Source organism: Kitasatospora arboriphila (genome assembly GCF_039528095.1).
Lineage (GTDB): Bacteria > Actinomycetota > Actinomycetes > Streptomycetales > Streptomycetaceae > Kitasatospora > Kitasatospora arboriphila.
In genome coordinates, this window is record NZ_BAAALD010000006.1 from 98914 (window position 1) to 113811 (window position 14898).

11 protein-coding genes are annotated in these 14898 nt (G+C 74.1%); 2 read left to right on the forward strand and 9 right to left on the reverse strand.

Annotated elements, in window-relative coordinates; genetic code table 11:
- Positions 1-6: 6 nt before the first annotated feature.
- Positions 7-2934 carry an ABC transporter permease gene (locus ABD353_RS05320; RefSeq protein WP_344622291.1) on the reverse strand — a complete coding sequence of 976 codons (2928 nt, stop codon included), beginning with the start codon at positions 2932-2934 and terminating at the stop codon, positions 7-9.
- 2 nt (positions 2935-2936) lie between these two features.
- The gene (locus ABD353_RS05325) at positions 2937-3668 is read right to left on the reverse strand and encodes an ABC transporter ATP-binding protein (protein ID WP_344622292.1); all 732 of its coding nucleotides are present in this window, start codon (positions 3666-3668) and stop codon (positions 2937-2939) included.
- Positions 3669-3900: 232 nt separating this feature from the next.
- Between ABD353_RS05325 and ABD353_RS05330 the strand changes: the two genes are divergently transcribed.
- Entirely contained in the window at positions 3901-4140 is a 240-nt protein-coding gene (locus tag ABD353_RS05330) for a DUF1918 domain-containing protein (RefSeq protein WP_344622293.1), read from the forward strand.
- 173 nt (positions 4141-4313) lie between these two features.
- Here ABD353_RS05330 and ABD353_RS05335 read toward each other — a convergent pair whose 3' ends face one another.
- The 7 genes from ABD353_RS05335 to ABD353_RS05365 all read right to left on the reverse strand — a co-directional run bounded on the left by ABD353_RS05335 (position 4314) and on the right by ABD353_RS05365 (position 13650).
- A complete protein-coding gene (locus ABD353_RS05335; protein ID WP_344622294.1) occupies positions 4314-5171 on the reverse strand; it encodes a universal stress protein in 858 nt (285 codons plus the stop codon).
- A 165-nt stretch (positions 5172-5336) separates the two neighbouring features.
- The gene (locus ABD353_RS05340) at positions 5337-7721 is read right to left on the reverse strand and encodes a phosphoketolase family protein (protein ID WP_344622295.1); all 2385 of its coding nucleotides are present in this window, start codon (positions 7719-7721) and stop codon (positions 5337-5339) included.
- A gap of 423 nt (positions 7722-8144) precedes the next feature.
- Positions 8145-8930: a ribosome hibernation promotion factor gene (locus ABD353_RS05345; RefSeq protein ID WP_344622296.1), complete on the reverse strand. Its 786-nt coding sequence runs from the start codon at positions 8928-8930 to the stop codon at positions 8145-8147.
- Positions 8931-8952: 22 nt separating this feature from the next.
- Positions 8953-9948 carry a carbamate kinase gene (locus ABD353_RS05350; protein WP_344622297.1) on the reverse strand — a complete coding sequence of 332 codons (996 nt, stop codon included), beginning with the start codon at positions 9946-9948 and terminating at the stop codon, positions 8953-8955.
- A 2-nt stretch (positions 9949-9950) separates the two neighbouring features.
- Positions 9951-10955: an ornithine carbamoyltransferase gene (gene argF / locus ABD353_RS05355; protein ID WP_344622298.1), complete on the reverse strand. Its 1005-nt coding sequence runs from the start codon at positions 10953-10955 to the stop codon at positions 9951-9953.
- A 23-nt stretch (positions 10956-10978) separates the two neighbouring features.
- A complete protein-coding gene (locus ABD353_RS05360; protein WP_344622299.1) occupies positions 10979-12202 on the reverse strand; it encodes an arginine deiminase in 1224 nt (407 codons plus the stop codon).
- A 20-nt stretch (positions 12203-12222) separates the two neighbouring features.
- Positions 12223-13650, reverse strand: a complete 1428-nt coding sequence (locus ABD353_RS05365) for an APC family permease (protein WP_425555079.1) — start codon at positions 13648-13650, stop codon at positions 12223-12225.
- A 513-nt stretch (positions 13651-14163) separates the two neighbouring features.
- Here ABD353_RS05365 and ABD353_RS05370 point away from each other — a divergent pair.
- Complete coding sequence (locus ABD353_RS05370) at positions 14164-14814, forward strand: Rv1733c family protein (protein WP_344622301.1); 651 nt, start codon at positions 14164-14166, stop codon at positions 14812-14814.
- Positions 14815-14898: the final 84 nt, after the last annotated feature.

Here is a 14898-nt window from a genome sequence, read left to right on the forward strand (position 1 = left end):
GGGCGGTCAGTCCGGGAGGCGGACGGCCAGGGCGGGCCTGATCCGTGCGGCGCGCCGGGCCGGGCCCGCGGCGGCGAGCAAGGAGGCGGCGAGGGTGAGGGCGGCGAGGACCGCGATCTGCGCCCATTCGACGGGGAAGCCGCCGTCGAGACCGGTGAAGGCGGAGCTCTTCTGGTACATCAGCCAGGTGGTGAGGACGCCGAGGGCCGCGCCGAGCAGGGTGCCTTCGAGGGCGACGAGTCCGCTCTCCCACAGGAAGGACCGTTCGACGGTGCGGGCCTGGCAGCCGAGGGCGCGCAGCACGCCGATGGTGCGGCGGCGTTCGCGGACGGCGCGGACCATGACGACGCCGAGCCCGGTGATGCCGATCAGCAGGCCGAGGGCGAGGAAGCCCTGCATGAGCCGGAAGAAGGCGGTGTTGGCGGCGAACAGCCGGTGCACGTCGGCGGCGATCGGCGTGGCGACCAGGCTCGCGGAGAGGTGGCTGCCCTGCAATTGGCCGGCCAGGTCCTCCGGGGAGGTGCCGGGGGTGGTGCGGATCAGGGCGGCGGCGGTCTGTGCCTGCGGGCCGAACTGGGTCCGGACGGCCTGCTCACCCATCACCAGCGGGTAGACGGTGGCGCTGCTCCCGGTGCCGGGGTAGAAGGCGAGGCCGCTGTTCAGGACGCCGGCGATGGTCTTCGGCTCGGCTCGGCCGGTGACCGGGTCGGTGAGGGTGAGGGTGTCGCCGGGGGCGTAGAACCGACCGCTGGGGCCGCCGGTGTGGCCGAAGAAGTTGTCCAGGACGACGTAGTCGGGGTGGGTGGCGAGGGCGTCCCAGACGGCCTTGTCGTCGGGCAGGCCGGGCAGGCGGTCGCGGAAGGCGATGCCGCTGGTCGCGCCGTCGGGCACCCCGACGACGGCGGTTTCGAGCGACTCGGTGGTGCGGTGGCCGGGGTCGGTGGCCTGTCCGCGGGCCTGCAGCAGCGGGGCGACGGCCTCGATCTGCCGGGCGAGCGGTCCGGTGCGCAGGCCGGTCAGCGGGCTCGGTCCTCCGGCCTGCGGGTTGTAGTCCACGCGGAGGGTGTAGCCGGCGGTGGCGTCGGCGGCGGCCTGGTCGATGCTGGCGTTCATGATGCCGCTGATCTCGGTGAGCAGCACCAGGACGAGCACGATCAGGGTGTACATCACCATGGTCGATCCGGTGCGGAACCGTTTGGCCAGCGGGTACGCGGCGGCGAGCCGGGTGGCGATGCCCTGTTGGGTGGGGCGGTTCATCAGGCGCCGCAGCGGTCGCAGCACGGCGTGCTGGTTCTCGCTGACCAGGACGACGGCGGAGAAGGCGGCCAGGGTGCCGAGGATGACGTAGACGGCCATCGACGGGGTGTCGAAGACGCGGGGGCGGATCACGCTCGCCGCCAGCGTCCACAGCAGGACGAGCGCGGCCGCGATGCTGGTGGCCGCCCGGCGCGGCATCACCCTGGACGCGGCGGGCACCGCGAACGCGACGGCCAGCGCGGGCAGCAGGTAGGTCTGTTCGGCCTGGCTCCGGGCGAGGGCCGGGACGGCGGCCAGTGCGCAGAGCAGGCTCAGGGCGGTGGAGACGGCGACCCGGCGGCGGCGCGGCCGGCGGCCGGACTCGACCGGCAGGTCCCGCACGGCGGCGATGACGTTGAAGCGGCTGATCCGTGCACTGGTGGCGACGATCGCGGCCAGGGCGATCACCAGGCCGAGGGCTGCGCCGTTGACCAGGCTGGTCGGGGTGACGGCGAAGGCGATGTCGAGGCCGCTGCCGTCCACCGACCAGCTGCGGAAGATCTGGGCGGCGGCCACGGCGACGCCCCAGCCGACGGCGATGCCGATGGCCACGCCGGGCAGCGCGGCGGCCAGTGCGTAGAGGGCCCCTTCGATGCTGAACGAGCCGATCAGGTGAGCCCGTTTGAGTCCGACCGCGCGGAGCATGCCCAGCTGGGTCTTCCGCTCCTCGGCGAGCATCACGAAGATGTTCACGAGCAGCAGGGCGCCGGCGATGATGCTGAAGCTGCCGATCATCAGGAAGAGCGCGCCCAGGGCGTCGCCCGTCGCGGCGGCCTGGTCGAGGACGGTGTGCTTGGGGGTGTCGACGGCGGCCCGGCCGGCGTCCGGACCGAGCGCACTGCGGATCTCGGCGGTGACGGGGCCGGTGAGCCTCTCGCCCGTCTCGACGCCGCCGCGGTTGGACACCAGGGTCACCGAGTACGTCCGGCCGGCACCGGGCGCGTCCAGCGTGCCGGGCGGCAGGAAGGCGTTGCGGTTGACCCGACCGCCGAGTCCGGCGCCCGCGAGGCCCTGCTGCGGGACGACCCGGGCCACCGTGAACTCGACGGCGTGCCCGCTCAGGTACAGCGTGACGGGACGGCCGGGGCCGGTCTTCAGCGAGCGGGCGAGGGGTTCGTTGAGGACGACCTGGCCGGGGGCCGGTGCCGGTCCGGCGAGCCCGGAGGGTCCGCCGGCGGCGCCGAACCGTCCGGCGGCGTCGAAGTCGAGCTGCCAGGCGAGCACCCGGGGTTCGGCAACGGGCTGTGCGGCGTGGGTGTTGACCGCTGCGGCCTGCGCGACCTCGGCGGTGAGCACACCGTCGACGTGGGGATCGGCGGCCAGTGGCTGCAGCCGGTCGGCGATCGCGCGCCCCGCCGCCGGGTCGGTGCTGACGATCCGTTCGTCCACCGGGCCGAGGGTGCGGTAGGCCTCCTGGCGGACCGAGAAGTTCAGGGTGTCCCCGACGACGAGGGCACCGACGATGATCGCGGTACCGAGGACGGAGCCGGTGACGACCAGGGCCGCCTCCGTCCGGCGCCGGGCGACCTGCCGCAGCGCCAGGCGCCGCACCACGGGCTTGCGGACGGCGACGAGCAGCAGCGTCAGCAGGGCGGCCCCGAGGACCCCGAGGAGCGGGAGGAGGAGGTTCGGGTACATGGTCAGCCCGCCGTCTGCAGCTCGGGTTGGCGGGTGTCGGAGACGAGCCGCCCGTCGCGCATCCGGATGACGCGGGGCAGCCGGGCGCCGATGGTCTCGTCGTGGGTGACCAGCACGATGGTCTGGCCCTCGTCGCGGTTGAGGGTGTGCAGCAGGTCCATCACCTGGGCGGCCATGGTGCTGTCCAGGTTGCCGGTGGGTTCGTCCGCCCAGACCACGGCGGGCCGGGCGACCAGGGCACGGGCGATGGTCACGCGTTGCTGTTCGCCGCCGGAGAGTTCGTTGGGCCGGTGGGTCGTCCGGTGGCCGAGGCCGACGCGTTCCAGCATGGCTTCGGCCCGGGCACGGGCCTCGCGCGGTGCGGTGCCGGTGAGCAGCAGCGGGAGTTCGACGTTCTCGGCGGCGGAGAAGACCGGGATCAGGTTGAAGGCCTGGAAGACGAAGCCCATCGCGCGGGCGCGGTGCTCGGTGCGTTCGGCGTCCGACATGGCGAACAGGTCGCGGCCCTCGACCTCGACCCGTCCCGCGTCGATGTCGTCCAGCCCGGACAGGCAGTTGAGCAGGGTGGTCTTGCCCGATCCCGACGGGCCCATCACGCCGACGAGCTCACCGGGCAGGACGGTGAGGTCGAGGTCCCGCAGCGCGGTCACCTCGACGGTGCCGGTCCGGTAGACCTTGCGGACGCCGGTGGCGGCCAGCAGCGGCCGCGGTGCGTCGCTCGTCGGGGTGGACATGGCCGTCTCCTCGGTGCGGGCGGTCCCCGACTCTCAGCCTCGTCCGGCGGGCCGGCCGGCCCCAAGTGCCGACCGGCCCCGATGCCCGGGTCGGACGGGCCCGCCGCCCGGCAAGGCCGTTCGGCCCGGGCACGGGGCCCGCCCGGCCCTGGCGTCACGGGCGGGCTCCTGCTGGTCTGGAGCCGGGGGGAGGCCCGGAGCGCCCGGGACGGTTCGAGGACGGAGGACCGCCATGAAGGCCGACATCGGAGACCGGGTCATCGTGAACGCCACCCGGCCCGGCGCCGCGCGCCGTGACGGGGAGGTCGTGGCACTGCACCACCCGGACGGCAGCCCGCCGTGGGACGTGCGGTGGTCTGAGACCGACCGGGTGTCGATGTTCTTCCCCGGTCCGGACACCCAGGTGCACCACTTCGAGCACCCGGGGCAGGACCTGCGGCCGGCCGGTGTGCTCCACACCTTCGCCGACTGAGGCCTGCGCCGCGTCGGGTGCGCGGCCGGCGGGCGCTTCCGGTGAGCGCGGCCGTGCGCGGCCCCGACTCCAGGGCCCACCTGCGCTGCGCCCCGCGGACGCGGCCCGGACCGCCGGGGTCCGGGCCACGGGAGACAGATGCAGGGCCACCGGAGACAGGCGTACGGGCGTGCTCACTCGTGCGGCACGACGGCGACCGGGCCGTGGGCGTGGTGCAGCACCGTGTACGCGGTACCGCCGAGCCGCGGGGCCGTGGGGAGCAGCCGGGGTGTCCGGCGGCCCAGCACCACCAGGGCGGCCGAGCGTGACGCCTCGACCAGGGCACGCCCGGCCGGCCACCCGGTGACCTCGGCCTCGGCCCTGACCTCGGGGTACTTCTCCCGCCAGCGCGCGAGCGCGTCCTGGAGCCGCACCGTCTCGGACGCGGCCATCGACTCCCTGATCTCCGGCCGGGCCATCGGAGCGTCCGTCACGTAGGGCCCGGCGGGCAGGGTCACGCTCTCCAGCGCCCGCAGACCGGTGCCGTACTCGGCCGCCCGCGCGAAGGCGAAGGCCAGGACCTCGTCGCAGGGCCTGCTGCCCTCCACACCGACCACCACGTCACCGCCCGTACCGCCGTCGTCCGCGCCCGACCGGACCAGGACCACCGGGCACGCGGCGTGCGCCGCCGCCTGCAGCGCCACCGACCCGAGGACCAGCCCCGCGGCCCCGCCCCGCCCGCGCGAACCGAGCACCAGCATCCCCTCCCGCTCCCCTGCGGCGGCGAGCGCGTGGGCCGGGTTCCCGGGCACGTGCTCGCAGTGGATCTCCAGATCGGGCAGTGCGTCCACGAGACGGTTGCGGAGCGCGCGCACCTCCTCCGGCAGCGGCTCGGCCGGGTCGCCGGGCTGCTCCGACAGCGGGGCCTGCGGTCCCCCGGCGTGGACCATCCGCAGCGTCCGGCCGCTGCGCCGGGCCTGCCCGGCCGCCCACTCGGCCGCCGCCGTGCTCTCGGCGGAGCCGTCGACCCCCACCACCACGGACTGAGTCATGGTCACATCCTCCTTCGTTCGGTGTCGCGCGGCACCGGTGCGCGCAACCTCGTCCCTGCAGGACAGGTTCTCGGCGCGCGCCCGCCGGAGACAGGGGCCGGGCAGGCCTGGACCGGGCCCGAAGGTCCCGGTCCAGGGCGGCGCCGAGGGTGTTGATGTCGCGGGTCAGCCGCTCCAGCTCCAGTCGGCGACCTCGGGCAGGTCGGTGCCGTGTTCGCGGATCCAGTCGTGGTGGCGGGTTCGCCGGTCGGCCATCTCCTGTCGCACGGCGGCGGCGCGGACGGCGAGGCCGGGGACGCGGTCGATGACGTCCATGACCAGCCGGTAGCGGTCGAGGTCGTTGCGGACGACCATGTCGAAGGGCGTGGTGGTGGTGCCGGACTCCTTGTATCCGCGCACGTGCAGGTGCGGGTGGACGGCCCGGCGGTAGGCGAGGCGGTGGATCAGCCAGGGGTAGCCGTGGTACGCGAAGAGCACCGGCTTGTCGCGGGTGAACAGGGCGTCGAACTCGGCGTCCGGCATGCCGTGCGGGTGCTCCTCGGCGGGCATCAGCCGGGCCAGGTCGACCACGTTGACCACCCGTACGGCCAGGTCGGGCAGGTGGCGGCGCAGCAGGTCGGCCGCGGCCAGGACCTCCTGGGTGGGGACGTCGCCGGCACAGGCCAGGACCACGTCGGGTTCGCGGCCGCCGTCGTCCGTGCCCGCCCACTCCCAGATTCCGGCGCCCCGGGCGCAGTGGGTGCGGGCCTCGTCCAGCGTGAGCCAGTCGGAGCAGGGCTGCTTTCCGGCGACGACGACGTTGACGTAGTCGCGGCTGCGCAGCACGTGGTCGGCGGTGGCGAGCAGGGTGTTGGCGTCCGGCGGGAAGTAGACCCGGACGGCCTCGGGGCTCTTGTTGAGGACGTGGTCGACGAAGCCCGGGTCCTGGTGGGAGAAGCCGTTGTGGTCCTGGCGCCAGACGTGCGAGGTGAGCAGGTAGTTGAGCGAGGCGATCGGTGCCCGCCAGGGCAGGGCGCGCGTGGTGCGCAGCCACTTGATGTGCTGGTTCACCATCGAGTCGACGATGTGGACGAACGCCTCGTAGCAGGAGAACAGGCCGTGGCGCCCGGTGAGCAGGTAGCCCTCCAGCCAGCCCTGGCAGGTGTGTTCGGAGAGGATCTCCATGACCCGGCCGTCCCGGGCGAGGTGTTCGTCGACGGGCAGCGTGTCGGCCTGCCAGGCCTTGCCGGTGGCGGCGTAGACGGCCTGGAGCCGGTTGGAGGCGGTCTCGTCCGGGCCGACCAGGCGGAAGTCCCGGCGGTCGGCGGTGGCGGCCATCAGGTCGGCGAGCAGACCGCCCAGGACCTGGGTCGGTTCGTGCCGGGTGGTGCCCGGCTTGTCCACCGGAACCGCGTAACGGTCCAGGTCCGGCAGCGGCAGGTCGCGCAGCAGCAGGCCGCCGTTGGCGTGCGGGTTGGCCCCGAGCCGGCGGATGCCGTCGGGTATGCACGCCAGCACGTCGGCCGCGGGCCCGCCGTGCTCGTCGAAGAGTTCCCGGGGACGGTAGGAGCGCAGCCAGGCCTCCAGCTGGGCGAGGTGCCCGGGGTCGTCCCGGACGTGGTCGAGCGGCACCTGGTGGGCCCGCCAGGTGCCCTCCACCGGCAGGCCGTCGACCTCGGCCGGGCCGGTCCATCCCTTCGGGGTGCGCAGCACGAGCAGCGGCCAGTGCGGGCGCCGGGTGGACCCGTCGGTGCGGGCCTCGTACTGGATCGCGGCGATCCGGTCCAGGGCGGTGTCCATGGCCTCCGCCATCGCCCGGTGGACGGCCGCCGGGTCGGCGCCGGTGACGTACAGCGGGAGGTGGCCGTAGCCGCGCAGCAGGGCGTCGAGTTCGCCCTCGGGCAGGCGTGACAGCACCGTCGGGTTGGCGATCTTGTACCCGTTCAGGTGCAGGATCGGCAGCACCGCGCCGTCGTGCACCGGGTCGAGGAACTTGTTGCCGTGCCAGGAGGCGGCCAGCGGGCCGGTCTCGGCCTCTCCGTCGCCGATCACGCAGGCGACCAGCAGACCGGGGTTGTCGAAGGCCGCGCCGTACGCGTGCGAGAGCGCGTAGCCGAGCTCGCCGCCCTCGTGGATCGAGCCCGGGGTCTCCGGCGCGACGTGGCTCGGCACTCCGCCGGGGAAGGAGAACTGACGGAACAACCGGGCCATGCCCGCCTCGTCCCGGCTCACGTCCGGGTACGTCTCCGAGTAGCTGCCGTCCAGCCACGAGTTCGCCAGCACGGCCGGGCCGCCGTGTCCGGGGCCCCAGACGCAGATCGCGTCCAGGCCGCGGTTCCTGACGACCCGGTTGAGGTGGGTGTGCACGAGGTTCAGTCCCGGCGAGGTGCCCCAGTGCCCCAGCAGCCGCGGCTTGATGTGCTCGGGGCGCAGCGGCTCGCGCAGCAGCGGATTGGCCATCAGGTAGATCTGTCCCACCGCGAGGTAGTTGGCGGCCCGCCAGTGGGCGTCGAGCGACCGCAGCTCCTCCTCGGACGGGGTGCCGGGCTGCGTGCTTGGGGTAGCGGGCATGTCGGCTGCCTCCTCGGCATCGGTCCGGACGGCCGCCGCGCGGCGGCCCGGGCCATCGTCACCCGCTGCGACCGCCCGGGCACAGGGCCGATCGGTCCCCGGAACCGGATCCGGGCCGGGACCTGTGGCCCCGGGGAGCCCGGCTGCTGCACGGCACGATCCGGGCGCCTGCAGGTACCTGCCGAAGGCCGCGGGCCGACCCGACGACGACCGGGAGGGGGCGTCATCGACGGTGGACGCGAAGTCCCTTCCGGAAGGCCCGTTCGGTCGGCGGCGAGCTCCGCGGCGGTGGCTGCGCGGGAGCGGCCCGGCCGGGACCGCACCGCGGCGGCGTGCAGGAGCCGGGGCCGGCCCCCACGCCGCCCCCGGTTCCGCGTTCCGTTCCCGGCCGGCCCCCACGCCCGCCGGGTCGGCTCCGTGTCGCTACGACACGGGAGTGATCAGGCCGTAGTGGCCGTCGTGCCGGTGGTGGAGCACATTGCCGCGACCGGTCTCGGCGTCGGTGAAGAACACGAAGGGCAGACCGCTCAGGTCGAGGCGCTCGACCGCGTCGGCGACGGTGAGTTCCGGCGCGCCGACGGTGCTCACCGGCAGGCCCGGGACCTGCTCGGCCCGGGGACCGCTCGTGGCCAGCCGGTACCCGCCGTCGTCGGCGTCCCGGTGCACCACGCTGTCGCCACCGCCCGCCGTGTCCGTGAACAGGTGGAAGTCGTAGTCCATCGCCTCCAGTTCGAGCACCGCCTCCCAGGCGGTCTGCCGTGCCGGGCTGTAGGACCTGTGCCGCACGATCCGGCGGTCCCCGGTGCCCCGGGCGGACCGCTGCGGGCGGTGCCCGTGGCCGCTGCCGTCGCCCCCGGCGTCCGGGGCCGTCCCGTGCCGGCGGTGGTGGTCGTGGTGCCTGCGCACGCGGGCGATCCGCGCGTTCAGCCGGTCCTGGAGCAGGTCGATCGCCTCCTGCATGGTGGCGGCCGCCACGTGGGCCCGTACGGGCCTGCCGTTGAGGTCGACCACGGCCTGGGCGAGGGAGGGCTCGGAGACCGCGTGGTTGGGCTCCTGGGTGAGCTTCACCCGGGCGGCGAGGACGGGCTCGTCGAGCCGCTCCAGCACGGCGAGCAGCTTCGTACGCGCGTAGTCGGGCGCGGCCAGGGTGACCTCGCCGCGGGTCTCCACCAGGACGCCGGGGGCGGGCCGGGTCTGCAGACGGTTCATCAGAGTTCCTTTCCGGGTGGGTTCAGACAGCCGTGCGGGACACTGCCGGGCCGAGGGCCGAAGGTCCCGTCGGCGCGGACCTCCGTCCCGTGTCCCCGGCCGGCGACAGCGCGCGGACGGTGGTGCCGGTGGTGCCGAGGAGCGCGCCGAGGGCGTCGTCCAGCGGGCCGATGACGGCGAGGTGGCCGGTCCGTTCGGCGAAGGCGGCCGCGGCCTCGGCCTTGGGACGCATGGAGCCCTCGGGCAGGTCGAGTGCGCGCAGTTCACCGGGGGTGGCCGTGGTGAGCGGGCCGGGGCGGGAAGCGCCGAAGCGGGTGAACACATGGGTGACGTCGGTGAGGATCAGCAGGGCGTCCGCGTCGAGCTGCTCGGCGAGCAGGGCGGCGGTGAGGTCCTTGTCGACCACGGCCTCGACGCCGCGGACGCGCCCGGTGTCGGGGTCGCGGACGACCGGGACACCGCCGCCTCCGGCGGCGACGACCACGGTTCCGGCGGCCAGCAGGGCACGGATCGCGGGCAGTTCCGTGATCGCCCCGGGTCGGGGCGAGGGAACGGTGCGGCGCAGCCGGGCACCGTCGCGGGCGGTGGTCCAGCCGCGTTCGGCTCCCATCAGCCTGGCCTGGCGGTCGGTCAGCTGACCGCCGATGAACTTGCTCGGCCGGCGGAACGCCGGGTCCTGCGGATCGACCTCGGTGTGGGTGACCAGTGCGGTCACGCTCCGCCCCGGCAGGCGGGCCGTCAGCTCGCGGACGAGCAGCGTACCGATCATGCCCTGGGTCTCGGCGCCGACGACGTCCAGCGGGTAGGACACGGTCAGTGCCGGGTCGGTCTCGCTCTCGGCGGCGAGCAGGCCGACCTGCGGACCGTTACCGTGGGTGATCACCACCTCGTGCCCGGCGAGGACGAGTTCGGCGAGTGATCGGGCGGCGTCGTGGACGTGGTGTTGCTGGACGGCGGCGTCCGGGTGCTCCCCGCGCCGGAGCAGGGCGTTGCCGCCGACGGCGACGACGATGCGCATGGTCAGTCCCTCCCGAGGGTGGCGACGAGGATCGCCTTGATGGTGTGCATGCGGTTCTCGGCCTGCTCGAAGACCAGTGACGCGGGCGACTCGAACACCTCGTCGGTGACTTCGAGGCCGTCGAGTCCGTGCTGCTCGGCGAGTTCGGCGCCGAGTTCGGTGCGGCGGTCGTGCAGGGCGGGCAGGCAGTGCAGGAACGCGGTGCCGGGGTTTCCGGTCGCGGCCATGACCCCTGCGTTGACCTGGTACGGCAGCAGCAGGTCGATGCGCTCCTTCCACCGGCTGTGGTCCTCGCCCATCGAGACCCAGACGTCGGTGTACAGGTAGTCCGCGCCGCTCACGGCCTCGCCGACCTCTTCGGTGAGGGTGAGCCGGGCGCCGCTGTCCCCGCCGCGCAGCAGGCACTCCTGCACCAGGGACGGGTCCGGCCACAGCTCGCGCGGTGCCGCGACGCGGACGTCCATGCCGAGCAGGCTGCCCATCGCCATCAGCGAGTTGGCGGTGTTGTTGCGGGCATCGCCCAGGTAGCAGAAGGAGATCTGCTCCAGCGGCCTGCCGCTGTGCTCACGCATGGTGAAGACGTCGCACAGGCTCTGGGTGGGGTGGCGCTCGTCGGTCAGGCCGTTGTAGACGGGGACGCCGGCGTGCTCGGCGAGTTCGGTCACGGTGGCCTGGGCGTAGCCGCGGTACTCGATGCCGTCGTACATCCGGCCGAGCACGCGGGCGGTGTCGGCGACGGATTCCTTGTGGCCGATGTGCGCGCTGTCGGGGCCGAGGTAGGTGGTGGTGGCGCCCTGGTCGGCCGCGGCCACCTCGAAGGCGCAGCGGGTCCGGGTGGAGCTCTTCTCGAAGATCAGCGCGAGACGGCGGCCGGTCAGCCGCGGGACCTCCGTGCCGGCCCGCTTGGCGGCCTTCAGCTCGGCGGCGAGGTCGAGCAGGTGGTGGATCTCGGCCGCGGTGAAGTCGAAGTCGGTCAGGTAGTGGCGGCCGTTCAGGTTGACGGTCATGGCGGGTTCGTCCTCCGTGTGGGTCAGTCGACGGGATCGCGCTGGATCGGGCAGCTCATGCAGCGGGGGCCGCCGCGGCCGCGGCCGAGCTCGGAACCGGCGATGGTGACGATCTCGATGCCCTGCCTGCGCAGGTGGGTGTTGGTGGTGGTGTTGCGCTCGTAGCCGACGACGACGCCGGGCTCGAGGGCGAGGAAGTTGCTGCCGTCGTCCCACTGCTCGCGCTCGGCGGCCCGGGCGTCCTGCTCGGCGGAGAGGAGGCGGACCTTGTCCACGCCGAGCGACTCGGCGAGGGAGGCCGCCAGGTCGGCGTCCGGGGTGACCTCGAGGCCGCTGGGCCGTTCGGGGGCGGGGGTGAGGGTCCACGAGCGCAGCCGGTCGGCCAGGCCGGGGTGGACCGCGAAGGTGTCCCGGTCGATCATCGTCAGAACGGTGTCGAGGTGCATGAACGCCCGGCTCTCCGGCAGCCGCACGGCGATCACCCGGTGGGCGGCGCCGAACAGGAAGAGGTTCTGGGCCAGCAGTTCGACCGCCTGCGCGGTGGTGCGCTCACCCATGCCGACCATGACCACCCCGGGGGCGAGGACGTGCACGTCGCCTCCCTCCAGGCTCGGACCGGGGCCGATCGCGGTGCCGTCCAGCAGCGGCGGCGCGGTCTCGGCGAACAGCGGGTGGAAGCGGTAGATCGCCGCCGTGTGCAGGGTCTCCCGGCGGCGGGCGGGCCTGGCCATCGGATTGAGGCTGTAGCGGGCGCCGATCCAACAGGAGTTGTCGCGCGGGAAGAGGTGGTTGGGCAGGGGTGGGAGGGCGAAGTCCTGCTCGCCCAGCGTGTTCCAGAGCAGGCTGTGGGGCCTGCGGATCGGCAGGTCGTTCTTGAGGACGCCGCCGATCAGGTACTCGGCGAGCGTCGTGCCGTCGAGCTGCTCGCACAGTTCCCGCACCGGCTCCACCAGGGCCGGGCCGACGGCGGCCGGAGTGACGACCTGGCCGAGCAGCCAGGCACGGGCGGGTGCCAGGTCGAGGGTCTCGGCGAGCAGGTCGGCGTAGTGGTGGACGCGCACGCCGTGGTCGCGCAGCACCTGGGCGAAGGCGTCGTGCTCCTCGCGGGCCCGCTTGGCCCACAGGATGTCGTCGAAGAGCAGCTCGTCGACGTTGCGCGGGGTGAGCCGGGAGAGTTCCAGGCCGGGGCGGTGCAGGATCACCTGACGCAGCCGGCCGGCTTCCGAGTCGACACGCAGAGTGGACATGCCGGTGTGCTCCTTGGTTGTCAGTGCTGGTGGCGCGGCGTCAGCGCGCGACGGAGGAGGGTGGGCAGGCCCGCACGGCGTGCGCCGCGGGCCGCCGCGGGCCGCGATTCCTCGCGCCCGGCCTGCGCGGACCCGGCCTGCGCGGTCCAGGTGGACGGGGCTTCGGTGAGGACACCGGTCCCGGCCGTGCGGGTGCGCGGGCGCTTCAGCCAGATGTACGCGGGAATGCCGAGCAGGATGGTGAACAGGCCGTAGTAGACGGTCTGGTAGCCGCTGCCCTGGATGGACCAGTAGGAGAACGCCAGGGCCGCGACGGCGACGGTGGTGTCCCGGAGCAGGCGGCGCCGGTCGAGCTCCTCACGGCCGTGCTGCACCAGCCAGAGCACCTGGGCCGCGGCCGCGACCAGGTAGGGGACGGCTGCGGTGAGCACGCTCAGCAGCACGATCCCGGTGAAGACCTGGGTGAAGCGGGTGTAGCTGACCACGGTGAGCACCGAGGCGAGGACGGTCGCCGAGACGATGCCGAAGGCCGGCACGCCGGCGCGCCCTCGGACCTTGGTGAAGGCGGCCGGGAAGAGTCCGTCGCGGGCGGCGGCCATCGGCATCTCGGCGCAGATCAGCGTCCACCCGTTGAGTGCGCCGATGCCGGAGACGATCGCCGCCGCCGCGACCAGGTCACCGGCCCAGTGGCCGCCCGCGACGGTGTTCACCGCGTCCGTGAACGGCGCCGTGGAGGAACCGAGTCGGGCGTGCGGCACGGTCCCGAAGACGGCCAGCGTGCCCAGCAGGTAGATCGCGGCGCACGCCAGCGTGCCGTACACCGTGGCACGCGGGACGTTGCGCCTGGGATCGCGGACCCGTCCGGCGGCCACCGAGGCGGTCTCCAGGCCGATGTAGCTGAACAGGGCGATCGCCCCCGCCGCCGACACCGCCCCGAGCGCCGACGTCCCACTGGCGTTGAAGGCACCGAAGTTCCCGGACTTCACGAACAGCAGGCCGACCGTGCCCATGAAGGCCAGCGGCAGGAACTTCAGCACCGTGGTGACGACCTGGAACGCGCCGACGGCCCGGACGCCCGTCAGGTTGACGACGGCCGGCACCCACAGGCCCGCGAGCGCGATCGCGATCGAGCCACCGGTGTGGTGTCCCCGGTTGACGAACACCTCGACGTAGCCGACCCAGGCCACCGCGATGGCCGCGTTGCCCGCCCAGGCGGTGATCCAGTACGACCACGCGGTGAGGAACCCGGCGAACTCCCCGAACGCCTCCCGGGCGTAGACGTACGGTCCGCCGCTTCCCGGCACCCGCTCCGACAGCCGGCCGAAGGTCACCGCCAGGGCCAGGGCCCCGATCGTCACCAGGGCGAACGCCACCAGGGCGATCGGCCCGTACGGGGCGAGTGCGGACGGCAGCGCGAAGACGCCGGTGCCGATGACGCTGCCGACCACCAGTGCGGTCGCCGCCGGCAGGCCGAAGCCGCCGGCCGTGCCGGACGGACCGTCATCCGGGTTTCTCTGCAGGGCCTTTCCGCGGCCGTGTAGGGACATCACGCGCTCCTTTGCGGTGTGCTCGGGGAAGCGGGCGGACACTGCTGTGCCCGTGACCCACGGTGAAGATCCTCGGAGAGGGGCCGGGTGCCTTCCCAGGGACCGACGGCCCTGTCCTCCTCGCCGGCAGTCCCGTCGCCCGTGCCCCGATGGTCCCGGCCGGGGCGGTCGGGCTGACGGTTCGTCGCCGGACCGGACAGGCCGTCCCCCGCGCGGGAGCCGTCGCCGGTCAGGGACCACCGGCCCTCCGGTCGGCCCGGTCGGTCCCTGTTCCTGCCCGGACCGTCGCCCGCAGAGTTCTTCTCGAACGCGACCCGCAGGAGCCCCCGGCCCTGCACCACCCGGCTGCCGGAAGGCGACGGGTGGCGGCGGTCCGCTCCCGACCGTGCACCCCCGTCCGCAAAGGAGTTCCCGATGGCCGGCACCCACGGCACCCGCGTCACCCGCCCATGGCAGCGCCACCTGCGCCGGGCTCTCGGCACCGAGCACAACGCCCTGGCCCGGGCCGCGGACCGCTCCCGCAGCCGCTCGCTCGTCCTCGCCGTGCTCGCGGTCGTCGTGGCGGCACTGCTCGGCGCCGTGGCTGCCCGAGCCGACCTCGGCTCGGCCGAACGGCGTGCCGAGGCGGCGACGCCCCACCTGCACCGCATCGACGCGGTCCTGCTCACGCCGACCCGGAACTCCGGTGGCACGGCCGATGCCGTGGCCGGCCGCTACCGTGCCGCCGCGGCCTGGACCTACCCCGCCGGACAGCACAACACCGGCACGGTCCAGCTGGGCCGGCCGACCCCGACGGGCGCCACGACGACCGTCTGGGTGGGCGACTCCGGGCAGTTCGTCCCCGCGCCGCCCAGCACCGCCGATCTCGTCTCCGACGCGGTGAGTCTCGGCCTGTTCGTCTTCGGCTGCCTGTCCCTCCTCACCGCCTGCGTCCTCGGTCTCCGCCTGACCGGTCTGAACCGCCGGGCGGACGCGGCCTGGCAGCGCTCGTGGGCCGAGCTCGAACCCGTCTGGAGCGGACGAGCCGCCCGCGAGCCCGGCAACGGCGAGGCCCGCCGCGGCTGAACCGGACCGCCCCCGGAGGCTCGGGCCCATGCCCGCGTCCCGGCGCGCCGTCCGGACAGGGCGATCCTGGGCGTCCGCCCCCGT